The following is a 17,609-nucleotide window of genomic DNA, read 5'->3' as shown; positions in this document are numbered from 1 at the left end:
TTTGTAATCCGCTACCGGCTCAGTAGCGATAATGGTCCGGCTTGAACGGGCCTTCCGGCGTAACGCCGATATAAGCGGCCTGCTTGTCGGTCAGCTTGGTAAGCTTCACACCCAGCTTTTCCAGGTGAAGCGCGGCCACCTTTTCGTCCAGATGCTTGGGCAGGACATAGACTTCATTCTTGTAGGCGGCGGTGTTCGTCCACAGCTCGATCTGGGCGATCGTCTGATTGGTGAAGCTGGCCGACATCACGAAGCTGGGGTGGCCGGTGGCGTTGCCCAGATTCACCAGGCGGCCCTTAGACAGGACGATGATCTTCTTGCCATCGGGGAACTCGACCTCATCGACCTGCGGCTTGATCTCGGTCCACTTCATGTTGGACAGGCCGCCGATCTGGATTTCCGAATCGAAGTGGCCGATGTTGCAGACGATCGCCATATTCTTCATCGCGCGCATGTGATCGACGGTGATGACGTCGGCATTGCCCGTGGCGGTGACGAAGATGTCGGCGCGGGTCGCCGCTTCCTCCATCGTCACAACCTCGAAGCCCTCCATGGCCGCCTGAAGCGCGCAGATCGGATCGACCTCAGTCACCATCACGCGCGCGCCGCCGTTGCGGAGCGACTGGGCGCTGCCCTTGCCGACATCGCCGAAACCGGCGACGCAAGCGGTCTTGCCGGCCAGCATCACGTCGGTGCCACGGCGGATCGCGTCGACCAGCGATTCCTTGCAGCCGTAGAGATTGTCGAACTTCGACTTGGTGACGCTGTCATTGACGTTGATCGCCGGGAAAGGAAGCTTGCCGTTCTTGGCCAGCTCGTACAGGCGGTGGACGCCGGTGGTGGTTTCCTCCGACACGCCCTTGATGGCGGCGACGGTGCGAGTCAGGAAGCCGGGACGCTCAGCGAGGACGCGCTTCAGGACCGCGCAGAAGATTTCCTCCTCCTCATTTGTCGGGGTGAACAGCGTCTCGCCCGCCTCGACCCGCGCGCCCCACAGCGCGAACATGGTGGCGTCGCCGCCATCGTCCAGGATCATGTTGCAGACATCTTCTCCAGACTCGTCACCGGTCCAGTCGAAGATGCGCTCGACATAATCCCAATATTCCTGGAGCGTTTCGCCCTTCACCGCAAAGACCGGCACGCCCGAAGCGGCGATGGCGGCGGCGGCGTGATCCTGCGTCGAGAAGATGTTGCAGGTCGCCCAGCGCACCTTCGCGCCCAGCGCCGTCAGCGTCTCGATGAGCACGGCGGTCTGGATCGTCATGTGCAGCGATCCAGTGATGCGCGCGCCCTTCAACGGCTGCGACGGACCGAACTCGGCGCGCAGGGCCATCAGGCCAGGCATCTCGGTTTCGGCAATGTCCATTTCCTTGCGGCCGAAAGCGGCGAGGCTCAGATCCTTGACGACATAGTCGTTCGTGTCGAGGGCGGGGGCAGTGGCCACGCTGATACTCCATTTGCTGGAAAAATTGGTCCAGCCAGCCGGTATGGCTGGCGATGATGGCGCTCCTCTACCAACCGGCGCACCGTTAATCAACCCAATATAAAGTTTCCTTTATGTCGTTTGCGCGACATTCGGGCTGGGCCGCGGTCAGGCCGAACCGCCCTCGCTTACCAGCATGGCGGCGTCGATGCCGCTTGCCGCAAAGGCCGCCGACCAGCGCTTTTCGGTCGGCGTTTCGAAGATCAGGCGGTTGTCGGGCGGCGCGAGGAACCAGCCATGACCGGTCATCTCCTGCTCCAGTTGCCCGGCGCCCCAACCGGCATAGCCGAGCGCGACAATATAGCTGTCCGGCCCCCTGCCCTCTGCAATCGCCTTCAATATGTCGAGAGAACCGGACAGGCCCCAATGGTCATCGACCTGGAGCATTTCCTGACCGCCCCAGTCAAGCGAATGGAGGACGAAGCCCCGGCGCGGCTCAACCGGGCCGCCGCGCAGAACGGGCTTGTCCGGCACCTGCGCCCCGTCAATATCGAAGGATGCGAGCAATTCCCGAAGGCCCAGCCCCTGGATTTCGGTGCCGATGTCGATGCCCAGGGCACCATTATCGTCATGCGCGCAAAGGGCGATGACGGAATGATCGAAATTATCATCGCCGATACCCGGCATCGCCAACAGAATTTGGCCGGCATAAAAAGGAGGAAGGTCCATGACGTCCGATATAAGGTGGTAGAGTAGCCGGGCAAGAACGATCCGAACCCGCCTATGGGTCCCGACGCCGGACCGGTTCTTTCATGAGGCGGGGCTTGACACCCGCCGCCGGACGCCCGACCTGACGGTCGCTATTGCTGCCCCTACAGGAAAGGAGCCTTCCCATGACGATCGCCAAGGGCGACAAACTGCCCGCCACCACATTTGTCACCATGACCGAAAACGGACCCGAACAGGTTGAGAGCGAAAGCTATTTCGCCGGGAAGAAGGTCGCGCTGTTTTCGGTTCCCGGCGCATTCACGCCGACCTGCTCCGCCCGTCACCTGCCCGGCTTCATCGACAAGGCCGCAGAATTGAAGGCCAAGGGCATTGACGAGATCGCCTGCACCGCCGTCAACGATCCCTTCGTGATGGGCGCGTGGAGCAAATCCGCCAGCGCGGATGGCATCACCATGCTGGCTGACGGCAATGGCGCGTTCGCCAAGGCGGTCGGCCTGGAAATGGATGGCAGCAAGTTCGGTCTGGGCACGCGCGGACAGCGCTTCTCCATGGTCGTCAATGACGGCGTGGTCGAGCAGTTGAATGTCGAGGCGCCGGGCGATTTCAAGGTCTCGTCCGCCGAATATATGCTCGACCAGCTCTAAGCCCGGCCGCTATTTTCTCGATGACCCCGCCCCGGCATGTCCGGCGGCGGGGTTTTCCTTGTCAGGCGCGATCAGGGTCAGGCGCGATCAGGCGCGCATGAACTTCGTCATCATCGACGCCGCCCTGCCCGCGCTGGACGACGGTTTCAGGCCCAGCAAACGAATGTCCGCCTCATCCAGTTTCAGCAGTATCCGGCACAGGGCAAGGTAGACGAGACCACCCGCCGGAACGGCCAGGATAAGCGCATAGTCCGAAGGCCAGAGGTGAAGAATGCCCGCAGCCGTCAGAGCGCACCAAATGCTGGCCACCGCGATCGGGCGGAACCAGGACCAAGATACGGTTCCGGGCTGCACCCTGTTCAATTGATAGAGCGTGATGCAGGCAACGGTGGCCTGCGCCCCGAAACGGGCGGCGGCCGCCCCCATGATGCCGTAATGCGGGATCAGGGCGAGGCCGAGCGCAATGGTCAGGACGCAGCCGGTCGCGCCGCCGATGACCAGTTTCGCATTCTGATCGAGCGCGTTCATGACGTTAGACAGGGCGATCGTGATCACCGATCCCCCGGCGGCAAGCGCCAGAATAACGGCGGGAAGCCCGGCGCTGGCGAAATCCGGGCCATAGACCAGCGGGATGAGGCGCGGCGCGATGGCGGCGGTTCCGAACACCATCGGCATCAGCAGGAACAGCACCGCTTTCAGCGTCGCGCTGCTTGTCGCGCGGCGGCCCTGCTCTCCTGCGGCGGAGAGATGCGGGAGGACAGCGCCGCACAGCATGACGCATATCTGGATGAGCAGCGCGGAAAAGGCGGCGGCGGCCGTGAACAGTCCGGCGGCGTTCAATCCCTGCAGCCGCTCGACCAGGATCAGGTCGACGCGGGTCCACAACAGGGGCGAGAGCAGGCCCGCGATCCACAGCGTCGCTGAATAGCGGGTCACGCGGCGGCGATAGTCACCCCGGATAGGGCGGCCGCGCAGGGCGAGCCGGAACGTGATGATCGCAAGCGGCAGGCTGCCCACGATATAGGCGATCATCGCGCCGCTTGGGCCGAACAGCATGCTGCCCACCAGGACGATGCCGATCTGCGCCACGGAGCCGGAAATGGAATAGGTTGCGATCGTGCCGAACCGCTCAATGCCGCGCAGATAATGATAGCCGAAGCTGTTCGCCATATGGATGACAAAGCAGAAGGCGATAAGGCCGAAGGACAGCGTGCCATGCTCGCCGCGCCATGCCTCTATCGTAAAGGCTTCGGGCCACCAGAGCGCCATGGCGCCCGCCAGCAATAGCAAGCCGCTGGCCACCGACGCCCAGAATGCCCAGACGAGATAGGTCGTCACCTGACGGGTTTCGGCGGGATTGCCCCTGGCCGGCGGCAGGAAGCGGGCGAGCGCGCCGGTCAGGCCCCAGTCGCTGAGCGTCACGGCCGCGAACACCATCCAGAGCGCCATGGCGATGGTGCCCGTGCCGCTCACCCCCAGGATTCGCGCGACGATGATGCCGCTGGCGAACCCCGCGAAGGAGGACATGATGCCGGAAATCACGCTGAAAAAGGAATTGCGGACAAAGGTCGGGTTTTCCGAAGCCGCCGCCGGTTCATGCACCGCTGCGCTCACAATGCGCGTCCCGCGGGAAAGGACAGAAATTCGATCATGGTCAACAGCATTCCGGACGACAGGCAGTCGGCATTCCCATACAAAAACAAGATTAAACTATCGTATAGGATATACCGCAAACGTGACCCAGGGTTAGGCGCCGGGAAAAGCCACCGGGCAGGCCCGGTCCGTCGAACATGCGTTCCATCCCGCATTGCAGCATGATTGGCAAGACTGTTTGTCGCGGCGGCCCGTTACGGCACACCATCTTATCTTCTTGAAAGACGCGACAAAACGCAGGGCGCACGCTCGGCAGGCTTTTTCACCCGGTTCACGCCGCCGTCTTTCCCATTGCACATAGAGAGGGTAACAGGATGCGATGACAGAAAGCATAGGACAAATAACGGTCGCGCAGCTTGAGGCGCTGTATCAAAGCTCCATCCATTCCCTGCGCCACGCCATGCAGGAATTTGCGCGGGACGGCAGCGTGCCGGGACCGGAGGCGCAGGCGGAGCGGCGCTTCTGCTATCCCGAACTGCGGATCACCTATGGCAGCGAGAACCAGGCTCCCCCGCCCGGCCGCTCCTTCGCGCGCCTGTCCCATCCGGGCCGCTATGTGACCACCCTTACCCGGCCCGGCATGTTCGGCGACTATCTGGCGGAACAGATCGACCTGCTGGTCGCCGACTATGGCGTGAGCGTAGAGACCGGCCTGTCCGACCAGCAGATTCCTTTCCCCTATGTGCTCGACGGGCTTGACGCCAGCGCGCTGGACGGCGTGCCACCGACGGAACTGGCGCGGCATTTCCCGGCCACCGAACTGGCGGAGATTGGCGACGAGATCGCCGACGGTCTGTTCCTGCCCGACCGTGGCGGGGACAGGCCGCTAGCCCTGTTCGATGGTCTGCGCACCGATTTTTCGCTGGCGCGGCTCAAACATTATACCGGCACGCCCGCCGAACATGTGCAGCGCTATATCCTGTTCACCAATTATCACCGCTATGTCGATGAGTTCGTCGCCTGGGCCTGCGCGGAACTGAAGCAGCCGGGCAGCCGCTATTCCGCCCTGTCCGGCGCGGGCGGCGTATATGTGACGCCGGAAACGGCCGATCCGGCGCGGATGATCGCTGACAGTGCGTGGCGCAAGCACCAGATGCCCGCCTATCACCTGATCGCGCCCGACCGCAGCGGCATCACGCTGGTCAATATCGGGGTAGGACCATCCAACGCCAAGACGATTTGCGACCATCTGGCGGTGGTGCGCCCGGAGGCATGGCTGATGATCGGCCATTGCGGCGGGCTGCGGCCAAGCCAGCGGATCGGCGACTATGTGCTCGCCCACGCCTATCTGCGCGACGACCATGTGCTTGACGATGTGCTGCCGCCGGAAATCCCGGTGCCCGCCATCGCCGAGGTGCAAGTGGCGATGGCGTCGGCTGCCGAGGGCGTGCTGGGCGGCGGGGACGATTTCAAGCGGCGGCTGCGCACCGGAACGATCGTGACGACCGACGACCGGAACTGGGAACTGCGCTATTCCAAGTCGGCGCTGCGCTTCAGCCTGTCGCGCGCCGTGGGGATCGACATGGAATCGGCCACCATCGCAGCGCAGGGATACCGGTTCCGCGTCCCCTACGGCACGTTGCTTTGCGTGTCCGACAAGCCGATCCACGGCGAATTGAAGTTGCCGGGGCAGGCCAACCGTTTCTACGAGGAAGCCATTGCCGGGCATCTGCGGGTTGGCCTGATGACCTGTGAATTGCTTCGCGAACAGGGCGCGAAACTGCACAGCCGCAAGCTGCGGGCGTTTAACGAACCGCCCTTCCGCTAGATCAGGCGGTCAAATCAGGCTGCGGCCTTGCTCCAGAGGGTTACCCGGTCGCGGCCCTGCTGCTTGGATTGATACAGCGCCTCGTCCGCGCGGGCGATGAGGTCCTCCAGGGCATTGTCGCCGGGCATGAATTCGGCCACGCCGAAGCTTGCCTTCACACAGCCCGGCGGCATTTTGGCGACGGACAGGTTGGACAGGCTGCCGCGAACGCGCTCCATGACCTCCACGGCCGCATCGCCGGACGAATCGATCAGCAGGACGCAGAACTCGTCGCCACCCAGACGGCCGACGACATCGCCCTTGCGCACGGCCAGTAACAGGGCCTTGGCGAATGTCCGCAACGCCGCATCGCCCGCAATATGGCCATAACCGTCGTTCAGGGTCTTGAAGCTGTCCATATCGCAAATGACCGCCGCCAGTTTGCGCTTCTGCCGCTTGGCGTTGGCGATGGCCATGATAGCGGCCTGTTCCACGCCACGCCGGTTGAGGATGCCGGTCAATTGGTCATTGCTGACCATGGAGCCGAGCTGCTTGGCCAGATCGCCCGCCACCACCAGCACCGCCGCCACGCCGGTCGCGACATAGATGGGCGGAAGTCCCAAACCGAGTATCGCGCGATAGAGGGTCAGACCGGCATCCGAACCGCCCTGCCCGATCATCAGCCCCGCGGACACTAAAGCGATCTGAAAAACGCCGAAGATCACCAGCATGACGATGAAGGCGCGTTCGGGCGGCGTCGCGATTCTGCGGCGGGGCCAGATGGCGGCGGCGGCGGCGATCATCATGACCCCGGTAAAGCTGGACGCGATGCTGCCCCGCATCGCCATGGTCCCCATCGGGCTGAATGCAACCGCAACCCCCGCGCCTGCAACCACCCAACCGATGATGAACTGGCCCCATCCGACCGGCAGGCCCGACCTCTGCCGCGCGCCGATGGCAACCAGGGAGCTGCTCGCCAGAATGCACAGCCCCGCCAGCGTCATCAGCACATGGCTGTCGAGCAGCAGCCCGGCCCCATTAAACAGCCATTGCAGTACGGCGATGCCGTAGGACATCGCCCAATACAGGACATGCCGGTCCCGCCCGAAACTGAGCCAGGCGAGCGTCATGGCGACGCACATGATGCTGCTCGTGAAGAACAGGACCGACAGGATGACGACGTGTGGGTTCATCGGGTTTCCGGTAGAGTCACGCCGCGATTACCAGCCGCATTGCTTCCCCTTGTTCTGCGTCTTCAGCCATTTCTGCAAGGGCGCGAAATAGGCGAGCATCGGCTTGCCCGACATCTCGCGCGATCCGGTAAATGCCTGCAGCGCGTCTGGCCAGGGCTTCGATGCGCCCATTTCCAGCATCGCGTTCAGCTTCTCGCCGACTTTCTTGTCGCCATAGAAGGAGCAGCGGTGGAGCGGTCCCTTCCATCCGGCCTGTTTGCACGCGGCCTGATAGAATTGGAACTGCAGCAACCGGGCAAGGAAATAGCGGGTATAGGGCGTGTTGCCCGGAATATGATATTTGCCGCCCGGATCGAAACGGGTCTCGTCCCGTTCAACAGGCGGAACGATGCCCTGATATTCGCGGCGAAGGTCGGTCCACGCCTTTTGATAGCCGCTCTCCGGGATGGACCCGTCGAACACACCCCAGCGCCACTTGTCGATCAGCAGGCCAAAAGGCAGGAACGCCACCTTGTCCATCGCCTGCCGCAAGAGGAGGCCGATATCCTTGTCCGCGCTGGGCACCTTCGCAGGATCGAGCAGACCGATCTTCACCAGATAGTCGGGCGTAATCGAAAGCGCGACGAAATCGCCAATGGCCTCATGGAAACCGTCATTGGCGCCGTCGAGATACAGGAACGCCTGTTTGTTGTAGGCGCGCTGATAATAATTATGGCCTAGCTCATGATGGATGGTGACGAAGTCGTCGCCATTCACCTTCGTACACATTTTGATGCGGATATCGTCCTTGTTGTCGAGATCCCAGGCGGATGCGTGGCAAACGACTTCGCGATCGCGCGGCTTGACGATCTGCGAACGATCCCAGAATGTCTGGGGCAGCGGCGTGAAGCCGAGCGAGGAATAGAAGCCCTCCCCCGCCTTCACCATCTTCACCGGGTCATAGCCCTTGGCCGTCAGCAGTTCGGTGGTGTCATATCCCAAATCGCCCGCACCCTTTGGCGCAACGATGTCGTAGATATTGCCCCATTCCTGCGCCCACATATTGCCGAGCAGGTCGGCGCGGATCGGGCCGGTCTTGGATTGAACCGCATCGCCATATTTCTCGTTGAGCTTGCTGCGCGTGTAGCAATGGAGATCGTCGTAAAGCGGCTTCACCTCGCTCCAGAGCTTGTCCGTCAGCTTGGCGAAATCGTCCGCAGGCATGTCATATTTGGAGCGCCACATCGCGCCCGTATCGGCATAGCCCAGCTCTTTCGCGCCGGCATTGGCGATGCCCACCATCCTGGCATAGTCGGCGCGCATGGGCGCACCCACATTGTCGTGCCAGCTCACCCACATTTCCTTGAGTTCATCAGGATTGCGGTCCGTGCCCATCTCGGCTTCGATATCGCTGCCGTTGATGGGTTGGCCGCGCAGGGTCCCCTTGCCCTTGCCATAGGCGGATTGCAGGCGGGTGGAGATGTCGTTGAGTTGTTGCGCAGCCCCCGGCGCAGTCGGCGCGGGGAGCACAAGCTTAGTGCGGACGAGGTTCAACCGGCGCTGGGTTTCAGCGGAAAGGCCCGGCGCATTGGCATATTTGGCCGCTTCCAGCGCGAAATCGACATTCATCGCCGTACGCTTGGCCCCGACCTCCGCCGCCAGCGCGTCACTGTCATCCGTGATATAGGTCGAATTGATCCAGTCGACCCGGTTCTGCGTAAGGTCATGCGCCGCCATCGCCGCTTCCGCGCGGGCAAGGAACGCTTCGGCATCCGCCGCGCTTGGAGTAGACGCGGACGTTTGCGCCGTGGATTGCGCGGCCAGCGGCTGCGCAGCGAGCGCCACTGCCAGAGCAGCGACGGAGAGGAGGATTTTCACAGGCAAGTCTCCCGATCTGGAGATATTATACGACTGTAAGTGACGGATGCCGGATGACCGGTCAAGCGGCCAGAAAGTCCCCTATCACCCTTCCCAGTTCGGGCTTGGTCACGCTGCTCATATGGGTACCTGGAATTTCCTCGAAGCGGGCGTTGGGCAATATATCGGCTAGGTCCTGCGGCGAACCATTGTCCCTGTCCTCGGCCCCGCTCACAACCAGAATGGGCGTGGCGATGCCGGGAAGACTAGCGGGATCAATGTCCCCGAATGTGCGAAGCAGCAGCGCGGCGGCCTCACCATCCACCTTCATGGTCTTCATGAACTGCGCCGAAAGCCAGCGCGGATCGCCATGTTTTATCGCATCGCGATCAGCAATCACCGACAGGAAGAAGTCCCGCCGTTTCGCCCAGCCCGACAGCCCCTGCAGTCCCATGCCCGCCAATATCGCCCGTCGCGGCGCAAGACCCCGGCTGAGCAACAGAGCCGTCGTCCGCGCGCCAAGCGAGAAACCGCCGAGATCATAATCCGAAAGGCCAAGGCCGGAAATCAGCGCCTCTACGTCCAGCGCCAGCACGTCCGCCGGATAATCATCGGGATCATGCGAGGCGCTGCTTTGCCCATGCACGCGGAAGTCCGGCATGATGACCCGGAAACCCCGCTCCGCGATCGCCGCCGCCGTGCCATATTTGATCCAGTTCACATAGGCGTTCGAAAACAGGCCGTGCAACAGGATCACAGGACGTCCCGAACCAAGCTGATGCACTGCCAATGGAGCGCCCCGGTGGCCCGGCATCATCGTCACGGTCGCATCGGTCGAGAAATTTTCCGCCACTGAAACACCTGTTCGCTAAGGATTTGTCCGCTTCGGGGGCATAGCCACGCCACCGCCTGCTCCGCCCGATATGCCGATGCCGAACCCATGTCGAGCCATGGCCATATGTCTGCAGCGTTACAGAAAATTTCGAGAGGAAGCTTCCTTTATATAACTATGCTTATTATATGCGCAGTCATGAGCGAACATTTTGGATTCTATGTCAGCGACATCGGCCGGCTGATGCGAAAGCATTTCGACGCCGCCACCAGGGATATCGGCGTCACCGGCCCGCAATGGCGGCTGCTTTTCACGCTGCATCGCCAGCCGGGAATCAATCAGGGCCAGTTGGCCGACCGGCTGGAAGTCGAACCCATCACCACCTGCCGCATGGTGGACAGACTGGAGCAGGCCGGGCTGGTCGAGCGCCGGCGCGATCCGGCCGACCGGAGGGCCTGGCAGATTTTCATTACCGATGCCGCCCTGCCGCTGATCGAGGAGTTGCGTGAAATCGCGCATCTGAAACTGGCCGAGGCGGTGGCTGGGTTCACACCGGAGGAAGTCGATACGCTGACGCAGATGCTCGCCCGCCTGCGCGATAATCTGCTTGAGGACCCGGCGCCGTTTTTGAAGGCCCAGAAGCATGGCTGAAGCCGACCGCCCGATCGCCGAACCCGGCACGCCCGTCACGCTTGAGATCGAGAATGAGGCGAACGGCAAGACCGGCAACCGCCGCCGCCTGGCGCTTATGGTCTCGGTTCCTCTGCTCATCGCTCTGGTCGGGGCGTGGTTCTACCTGACCGGCGGCCGGACCGTCAGCACGGACAACGCCTATGTCAAACAGGATGTGGTTTCGATTTCCAGCGATGTGAACGGAAGGATCGTCAGCGTTCGCGTGCGCGAGAACCAGATGGTGAAGGCCGGCGATACGCTGTTCACGGTGGACCCGGAACCGTATCGTGTCGCCCTGGAATCCGCCAATGCCGCGATTGCCACCGCCCAGGCGAAGGTCACTGGCCTGCAAACCGATCTGAGCACCAGCGCGGTCGATATTGAAGGCGCGCAAAGCGATGTCACATTCGCCAAGGCCGAATATGAGCGCCAGCAGGAGTTGATGCGCAGCGGCTTCACCACGAAGGCGAAGCTGCAGGCGGCGCAGAACGCGTATCAGAATGCCCAATGGCGTGTGCGGGAAGCGCAGGTCGATGCCGCCAAGGCCCGCGCCGCGCTGGCGAACGGCGCACAGGTGCCGGGCGTCAATCCCGCCGTCGCCACGGCGCTGGCGCAGCGCGACAAGGCCGCGCTTGACCTGTCCAGAACGCGGACAGTCGCGCCGGTTGCCGGCAGGGTCAGCCAGTCCGGCCGGCTTCAGGTGGGTCAGATGATGATCATGGGCCTGCCCGCCGTCAGCGTGGTCGCCAGCGACCGGAGCTGGATCGAGGCCAATTTCAAGGAAGGCCAACTGGAGAAAATGTATCCGGGCCAGCGCGCCACCATCACCTTCGACGCTTATCCCAACCTGAAGCTGAAGGGCCATGTCGAAAGCCTTGGCGCTGGGACGGGATCGGAATTTTCCGTGCTTCCCGCCCAGAATGCCAATGGCAACTGGGTCAAGGTGACCCAGCGGGTGCCCGTGCGCATCGCCATAGATGACAAGTCCCCCCGCCCCCTCATCGCCGGGTTGAGCGCAGCCGTCACCGTGGATGTGCGGCAGCGGTAATCATGGCCGAAAACCCCGATCAGCCGCTGCTGAAAGTTCGGCAGAAGGGGCTTTTGACCATCGCCATCATGGCGGCGACGCTGCTGCAGGTTCTTGACACCACCATCGCCAACGTCGCCCTGCCCCATATGCAGGCGTCGCTGGGCGCGACCCAGGACAGCATTAGCTGGGTGCTCACCAGCTATATCGTCGCATCCGCCATAGCGATTCCGATCACTGGCTGGCTGGCCGATCGGATCGGCAGCCGGCGGCTGTTTATCGTGTCGGTGTGCACTTTCGTTGTAGCGTCCATGCTGTGCGGCATCGCCACCAGCCTGATCGAAATGGTGCTGTTTCGCCTGATCCAGGGCATTTCAGGGGCCTTTATCGCGCCGCTGGCGCAGAGCCTGCTGCTGGATATCAACCGCAAGTCCGATCACGCGAAGGCCATGTCGATTTATGGCATGGGCATCATGATCGGCCCGATCGCCGGGCCGATACTTGGCGGCTGGCTGACCGAGAATTTCAACTGGCGCTGGGTGTTCTACGTCAATGTGCCGGTCGGCATATTGTGCATTGCCCTTCTGCTGTGGCTGCTGCCCTCCAAGGCGACGGTGAAACGGCATTTCGACGCCACCGGCTTTGCGTTGCTGGGACTGGGCCTGGCCGCCCTGCAACTGGTGCTGGACAGGGGCGAACATGTCGACTGGTTCAACGCGAATGAGATATGGATTGAAACGGGGATAGCGGCGGCCGCTTTCTGGATGTTCGGCGTGCATGCCTTCACTGCGAAATCGCCGCTATTCCCCAAAGACCTTTGGCGCGACAGGAATATGGTGAGCGGCGCGATCTTCATGTTCGTGCTGGGCGTTCTCACCATGTCGGCCATGGCGCTGCTGCCGCCCATGCTCCAGTCTTTGTTCGGTTATCCGGTGCTGGAGACGGGCACGCTGCTGGCATCCCGTGGCATGGGGGTGCTGATCACCATGTTCCTGGTCGGCCGGATCAGCCACTTCGTCGATCTGCGCCTGATGGTGTTCGTCGGCTTCGTCATCTGCGCCGGGTCGCTCTGGATGATGACCGGCTGGTCGCTGGAAATGGACTGGGTGCCGGTGGTGGAGAGCGGCTTTGTCCAGGGTCTGGGCCTGGGCCTGATCTTCGTGCCGCTCAACATATTGAGCTTCGCCACATTGCATCCGGCATATCGCACGGACGGGGCCAGCCTGCTGAACCTGTCCCGCAATATCGGGTCTTCCATCGGCATTGCGCTGATGGCGGCGCTGCTCACGCGCAACACGCAGATAAGCCATGCCGACCTTGCCCAGCATGCGACATTCGAGAGCCTGCCGCTCGATCCAGCCATGTCGGGCATATTGGGCGCCACGGGGGACAGCGCCATGGCCATGCTGAACGGAGAAGTGACGCGGCAGGCGGCGATGATCGCCTATCTTGACGACTTCAAGCTGATGACGATCGCCACCCTGCTCGTGCTGCCGCTGATTTTGCTGCTCAAGCGGCCGACGCCGCGCAAACCGGGCGACGAGCTGCCCGTCATGGCGGAATAGGATATGGCGGCGATCCGGGGATCGCCGCCATAGCTTTTTGTCGGATATCTGCCGGGCTGTTGCCGTCAGCCCTTCTTCAGATGCCGGCGGCCCAGAAGCTCCGCAATCTGAACAGCATTCAATGCCGCGCCCTTGCGCAGATTGTCGCTGACGCACCACAGGGCCAGACCATTTTCCACGGTCGCATCCTCACGGACGCGGCTGACGAAGGTCGCATAATCGCCCACGCATTCGACGGGCGTGACGTATCCGCCATTCTCCCGCTTGTCGACGAGCATGACGCCCGGCGCTTCGCGCAGGATGGACTGCGCCTTCGCCGCGCTGATCTCATCCTCAAACTCCAGGTTGATCGCTTCCGAATGGCCGACGAACACGGGAACGCGCACGCAGGTCGCCGTGACCTTGATCTTGGGATCGAGGATCTTCTTGGTCTCGACGACCATCTTCCATTCTTCCTTGGTGTAGCCATCGTCCAGGAAGACGTCGATGTGCGGGATGACGTTGAAAGCGATCTGCTTGGTGAACTTCTTCGCCTCCGCCGGATCGCCGACGAAGATGTTGCGCGACTGCTCGAACAGCTCGTCCATGCCTTCCTTGCCCGCGCCGGAGACCGACTGATAGGTGGCGACAACGACCCGCTTGATCGTCGCGGCGTCGTGCAGCGGCTTCAGCGCCACCACCATCTGCGCGGTCGAGCAGTTCGGATTGGCGATGATGTTCTTCTTGGTATAGCCGTCGATCGCCTCCGGGTTCACCTCAGGCACGATCAGGGGCACGTCCGGGTCCATGCGGTAAAGCGACGAATTGTCGATCACCACGCAACCGGCGGCGGCCGCCTTGGGCGCATATTCCTGAGCCGGGCCGGACCCGGCGGCGAACAGAGCAATATCCCATCCCGTGAAATCGAAATGTTCAATATTCTTGCATTTCAGGGTTTTGCCGGTGTCTCCGAAATCAATCTCCGTACCGGTCGAGCGCGACGAAGCAACCGCCGCGATCTCGTCAATCGGGAACTCCCGCTCGGCAAGGATGGTCAGCATTTCACGGCCCACATTACCCGTGGCACCGACGACAACGACCTTGTAACCCACTGTTCAACTCCTGAAACGGCGCGCGTCCATGCGCGCGGGGCGCGCGATAGCGGAACCGGGAGGCTGGGGGAAGCGTGATTATCCTTGGGACAGACAAGGCTGCCCTATCGACGTCACTCCCGCGGGACGACCCAATACTGTCCAACAAAGGCGACGGGGAAAGCGAGGGTATATCGCCTAATGGTGGGCGCGGTAGGGATTGAACCTACGACCCCACCCGTGTGAAGGGTGTGCTCTACCACTGAGCTACGCGCCCCCGTTTCCGGAGGGAGCCGCCATTGGCACCGGGCGGGACGGGAGTCAAGGGAAGCGCGGGGCATCCCTCTGCTCAGTAACCCTTTTCCCCGCCGGTCCCTTTGGCTATGCAAAGATTACGGTTGCAGAACTACGGAGACAAGCGACGATGAAACGGAAGATTGCCCTGACCCTCGTGACATTGGGGCTGGTTGCCCTGGCCGCCTGCAACACCGTTCAGGGCGCCGGACGGGACATCGAGTCGGTCGGACGCAAGGGCAAGGAAGTCATCAACTGACGCAGTAGATGGTCAGGCGGGCGGCATGCGGCCTTATTGCAGCGTGCCGCCGCCATGGCCCGCATAGGGCGCGCGGTGGAGCTGCACCCCGTCACAATCCGCCTCTCCGCAGGCGCAGGCGTGAATTTCATAACGAACGCCGCACATCACCAGAACATCATGATCGAAGGAATAGTTGGCGATCCCCGCCCGCTCGATCTTTTCCTGTGCTCTGGCCTTCAACGACATGCGCGAAACCTCCATCAACGAGTCGGCCCGGATAGCCGTTGCTGCATTGCACAATGGCCATCGTCTTGGATCAAGACGGTTTTCGATGAAGGGTGATGCAGGTGCGTCAATTTGGGACAGGTTGCGCCAGATGGCGTTTCCCCTGCGACAAGCCGCCGCCGCCAGCGCCCGCTTGCGTCCGTTCAAAACACCACCCATATGCTGGCCATGAGCGGAACACAGCATAGCGCCATGCCCACCTGGCACGGCACAACCATCATGTCGGTTCGGAAGGAAGGCAAGGTCATCGTCGCGGGCGACGGCCAGGTCAGCATGGGCCAGACGATCATGAAACCCAATGCGAAGAAGGTGCGCCGGCTGCATGACGGATCGGTCATTGGCGGTTTCGCTGGCGCGACGGCCGACGCCTTCACTCTGTTCGAACGGCTGGAGGCGAAGCTGGAGCGGCATAATGGCCAGTTGATGCGGGCGGCCGTCGAGCTCGCCAAGGATTGGCGGACGGACAAATATCTGCGCAACCTGGAGGCGATGATGATCGTCGCCGACAAGGAAGTGACGCTGATCCTGACCGGCAATGGCGATGTGCTGGAGCCGGTCGGCGGTGTCGCCGCGATCGGATCCGGCGGCAACTACGCCCTCGCCGCCGCCCGCGCCCTGGTCGATTATGAGAAGGACCCGGAAACGATCGCGCGCAAGGCAATGGCGATCGCGGGCGACCTTTGCGTCTACACCAACGATCAGTTGACGGTCGAAAGCCTGGATAGCGCGACCTAATCTCCGTTCGGGCTGAGCCTGTCGAAGCCCTGCCCATCCCTTGAAAACAATACAGCCCTTCGACAAGCTCAGGGCGAACGGATTTCCTGGAATTATGAACGACAATCTGACCCCCAAAGCCATTGTTGCCGCCCTTGACGCCCATATTATCGGCCAGAAGGACGCCAAGCGCGCCGTGGCCGTGGCGCTACGCAACCGCTGGCGGCGGCAGAAGCTCGACGCGGCGCTGCGCGACGAGGTGACGCCCAAGAATATCCTGATGATCGGCCCCACCGGCTGCGGCAAGACGGAGATCAGCCGCCGCCTCGCCAAGCTGGCCGACGCCCCCTTCGTGAAGGTGGAAGCCACGAAATTCACTGAGGTCGGCTATGTCGGGCGCGACGTGGAGCAGATCGTGCGCGACCTGGTGGAAGAGGCGATCCGGCTGGAGCGGGACCGCCGCCGCGAGTCCGTTCGTGAGGCAGCGTCCGAAGCAGCAATGAACCGCCTGCTCGACGCCCTGACCGGCAAGGAAGCAAGCGAGGCGACGCGCCTGTCCTTCCGCCAGAAGATCGAAGCGAACCAGATGAACGACGTCGAGGTCGAAGTGGAAGTCGCCGACGCGCCGAACATGCCGATGGAGATACCGGGCATGGGCGGCCAGGTCGGCATGATCAACCTGTCCGACATGATGAGCAAGGCGTTCGGCCAGCAACAGAAGAAGCGCCGCCGCCTGCGCGTCGCCGACGCCTGGGACAAGCTGGTCGAGGAGGAGCAGGACAAGCGGCTGGACCAGGATGATGTCGCCCGCGTCGCCATCGCCAGCGCAGAACAGAATGGCATCGTCTTTCTCGATGAGGTCGACAAGATCGCTGTCAGCGACGTGCGCGGCGGATCAGTCAGCCGCGAGGGCGTGCAGCGCGATCTGCTGCCGCTGATCGAAGGAACGACCGTCGCCACCAAATATGGCCCGCTCAAGACCGACCATATCCTGTTCATCGCGTCCGGCGCTTTCCATGTCGCCAAGCCCAGCGACCTGCTGCCCGAACTGCAGGGCCGCCTGCCGATCCGGGTGGAGCTGAAGGCGCTGACCGAGGAGGATTTCGTCGCGATCCTCTCCGACACCAAGGCATCGCTGGCCGAACAATATAAGGCGCTGCTGGCGACCGAGGGCGTGACCATAGACCTGCGCGAGGACGGCATCCGCGCTGTGGCGAAGATCGCCGCTGATGTGAATGAGCAGGTCGAGAATATCGGCGCGCGCCGGCTGCAGACGGTGATGGAGAAGCTGCTGGAGGATGTCAGCTTCGACGCCGAGGACCGGGTTGGCGAGACGCTGGTCGTCGATAGCGACTATGTGCGCAAGCAGCTTGAGGGTGTGGCGAAGAACACGGATTTGAGCCGGTACGTGCTTTGAAGCTTGCGGAGGGCTTCAGATAAAGCCGTTCGGGCTGAACCTGTCGAAGCCGCACACTTTCCCTCGACCAGAAGGGCAGCCCCCTTCGACTGCCTGCCAAGGCAGGCGCTCAGGTTCGAACGAGGCGCATGACTCGTTCGAAGCTTCGACAGGCTCAGGGCGAACGGACGGCAAAGTGAACGTGCTCTTGCTTCCGCAGGAGCACGCTTGTTCCCCGGTTTCGCGCTAGCTTCTCGACTTCGCTCGAAGCGAACGGATGTTTTTTGC

16 protein-coding genes, 1 tRNA gene and 1 other annotated feature are annotated in these 17,609 nt (G+C 62.4%); of the genes, 8 read left to right on the top strand and 9 right to left on the bottom strand.

From position 1 onward, the window contains the following. Positions 1–19: 19 nt before the first annotated feature. Positions 20–1,444, bottom strand: coding sequence for an adenosylhomocysteinase (gene ahcY / locus BHQ40_RS07965; RefSeq protein WP_070154625.1), 1,425 nt, complete (start codon positions 1,442–1,444; stop codon positions 20–22). 147 nt (positions 1,445–1,591) lie between these two features. Then, positions 1,592–2,152: a YqgE/AlgH family protein gene (locus tag BHQ40_RS07960; protein WP_070154618.1), complete on the bottom strand. Its 561-nt coding sequence runs from the start codon at positions 2,150–2,152 to the stop codon at positions 1,592–1,594. 164 nt (positions 2,153–2,316) lie between these two features. Here BHQ40_RS07960 and BHQ40_RS07955 point away from each other — a divergent pair, with 164 nt between their 5' ends. Further along, positions 2,317–2,796: a peroxiredoxin gene (locus BHQ40_RS07955; RefSeq protein WP_070154616.1), complete on the top strand. Its 480-nt coding sequence runs from the start codon at positions 2,317–2,319 to the stop codon at positions 2,794–2,796. Positions 2,797–2,883: 87 nt separating this feature from the next. Here the strand turns inward: BHQ40_RS07955 and BHQ40_RS07950 are convergent, their stop codons facing one another. Beyond that, positions 2,884–4,410: an oligosaccharide flippase family protein gene (locus BHQ40_RS07950; protein WP_139139227.1), complete on the bottom strand. Its 1,527-nt coding sequence runs from the start codon at positions 4,408–4,410 to the stop codon at positions 2,884–2,886. Between the two features lie 119 nt (positions 4,411–4,529). After that, positions 4,530–4,582 (bottom strand) — a sequence feature (sul1 is cis-regulatory element that is thought to sense ions involved in sulfur or methionine metabolism; They are found in Alphaproteobacteria). 186 nt (positions 4,583–4,768) lie between these two features. On the opposite strand from BHQ40_RS07950, the gene BHQ40_RS07945 reads away from it, so the two are divergent. Continuing rightward, positions 4,769–6,217: an AMP nucleosidase gene (locus BHQ40_RS07945; RefSeq protein ID WP_070154612.1), complete on the top strand. Its 1,449-nt coding sequence runs from the start codon at positions 4,769–4,771 to the stop codon at positions 6,215–6,217. A 14-nt stretch (positions 6,218–6,231) separates the two neighbouring features. Here BHQ40_RS07945 and BHQ40_RS07940 read toward each other — a convergent pair whose 3' ends face one another. From BHQ40_RS07940 to BHQ40_RS07930, 3 genes are all read right to left on the bottom strand, one after another. Next, positions 6,232–7,389, bottom strand: coding sequence for a GGDEF domain-containing protein (locus BHQ40_RS07940; protein WP_070154610.1), 1,158 nt, complete (start codon positions 7,387–7,389; stop codon positions 6,232–6,234). 27 nt (positions 7,390–7,416) lie between these two features. Beyond that, entirely contained in the window at positions 7,417–9,246 is a 1,830-nt protein-coding gene (locus tag BHQ40_RS07935; RefSeq protein WP_070154608.1) for a M2 family metallopeptidase, read from the bottom strand. A 61-nt stretch (positions 9,247–9,307) separates the two neighbouring features. Next, the gene (locus tag BHQ40_RS07930) at positions 9,308–10,078 is read right to left on the bottom strand and encodes an alpha/beta fold hydrolase (RefSeq protein ID WP_354320977.1); all 771 of its coding nucleotides are present in this window, start codon (positions 10,076–10,078) and stop codon (positions 9,308–9,310) included. Positions 10,079–10,255: 177 nt separating this feature from the next. On the opposite strand from BHQ40_RS07930, the gene BHQ40_RS07925 reads away from it, so the two are divergent. Genes BHQ40_RS07925 through BHQ40_RS07915 form a run of 3 tightly spaced genes read left to right on the top strand, consistent with a single transcriptional unit; the run spans position 10,256 to position 13,321 of the window. Next, positions 10,256–10,708 (top strand): MarR family winged helix-turn-helix transcriptional regulator, encoded by a 453-nt coding sequence (locus tag BHQ40_RS07925; RefSeq protein WP_070154654.1) that lies wholly within the window; start codon positions 10,256–10,258, stop codon positions 10,706–10,708. Then, the gene (locus BHQ40_RS07920) at positions 10,701–11,777 is read left to right on the top strand and encodes an HlyD family secretion protein (protein ID WP_070154606.1); all 1,077 of its coding nucleotides are present in this window, start codon (positions 10,701–10,703) and stop codon (positions 11,775–11,777) included. Before BHQ40_RS07925 ends, BHQ40_RS07920 begins: the two co-directional genes overlap by 8 nt. A 2-nt stretch (positions 11,778–11,779) precedes the next feature. Continuing rightward, positions 11,780–13,321 (top strand): MDR family MFS transporter, encoded by a 1,542-nt coding sequence (locus BHQ40_RS07915; RefSeq protein WP_070154604.1) that lies wholly within the window; start codon positions 11,780–11,782, stop codon positions 13,319–13,321. 65 nt (positions 13,322–13,386) lie between these two features. On the opposite strand, the gene BHQ40_RS07910 is transcribed toward BHQ40_RS07915, so the two are convergent. Both BHQ40_RS07910 and BHQ40_RS07905 read right to left on the bottom strand, forming a co-directional pair. Beyond that, positions 13,387–14,412, bottom strand: coding sequence for an aspartate-semialdehyde dehydrogenase (locus BHQ40_RS07910; RefSeq protein ID WP_070154602.1), 1,026 nt, complete (start codon positions 14,410–14,412; stop codon positions 13,387–13,389). Positions 14,413–14,593: 181 nt separating this feature from the next. Continuing rightward, positions 14,594–14,668, bottom strand: a tRNA-Val gene (locus tag BHQ40_RS07905). Positions 14,669–14,815: 147 nt separating this feature from the next. Here BHQ40_RS07905 and BHQ40_RS07900 point away from each other — a divergent pair. Then, the gene (locus BHQ40_RS07900; protein ID WP_070154600.1) at positions 14,816–14,944 is read left to right on the top strand and encodes an entericidin A/B family lipoprotein; all 129 of its coding nucleotides are present in this window, start codon (positions 14,816–14,818) and stop codon (positions 14,942–14,944) included. 33 nt (positions 14,945–14,977) lie between these two features. On the opposite strand, the gene BHQ40_RS07895 is transcribed toward BHQ40_RS07900, so the two are convergent. Beyond that, the gene (locus BHQ40_RS07895) at positions 14,978–15,172 is read right to left on the bottom strand and encodes a hypothetical protein (protein ID WP_070154652.1); all 195 of its coding nucleotides are present in this window, start codon (positions 15,170–15,172) and stop codon (positions 14,978–14,980) included. Positions 15,173–15,403: 231 nt separating this feature from the next. On the opposite strand from BHQ40_RS07895, the gene hslV reads away from it, so the two are divergent. Both hslV and hslU read left to right on the top strand, forming a co-directional pair. Next, positions 15,404–15,946, top strand: a complete 543-nt coding sequence (gene hslV / locus BHQ40_RS07890; RefSeq protein WP_139139226.1) for an ATP-dependent protease subunit HslV — start codon at positions 15,404–15,406, stop codon at positions 15,944–15,946. 94 nt (positions 15,947–16,040) lie between these two features. Then, positions 16,041–17,342, top strand: a complete 1,302-nt coding sequence (gene hslU, locus BHQ40_RS07885) for an ATP-dependent protease ATPase subunit HslU (RefSeq protein ID WP_070154598.1) — start codon at positions 16,041–16,043, stop codon at positions 17,340–17,342. The last annotated feature ends 267 nt before the right edge of the window (positions 17,343–17,609 follow it).

The organism is Sphingobium phenoxybenzoativorans (assembly GCF_001757355.1).
Taxonomy (GTDB): domain Bacteria; phylum Pseudomonadota; class Alphaproteobacteria; order Sphingomonadales; family Sphingomonadaceae; genus Sphingobium; species Sphingobium phenoxybenzoativorans.
Note: the sequence above shows the minus strand (reverse complement) of the source record. Positions and strands in the feature narration are given on the sequence as shown.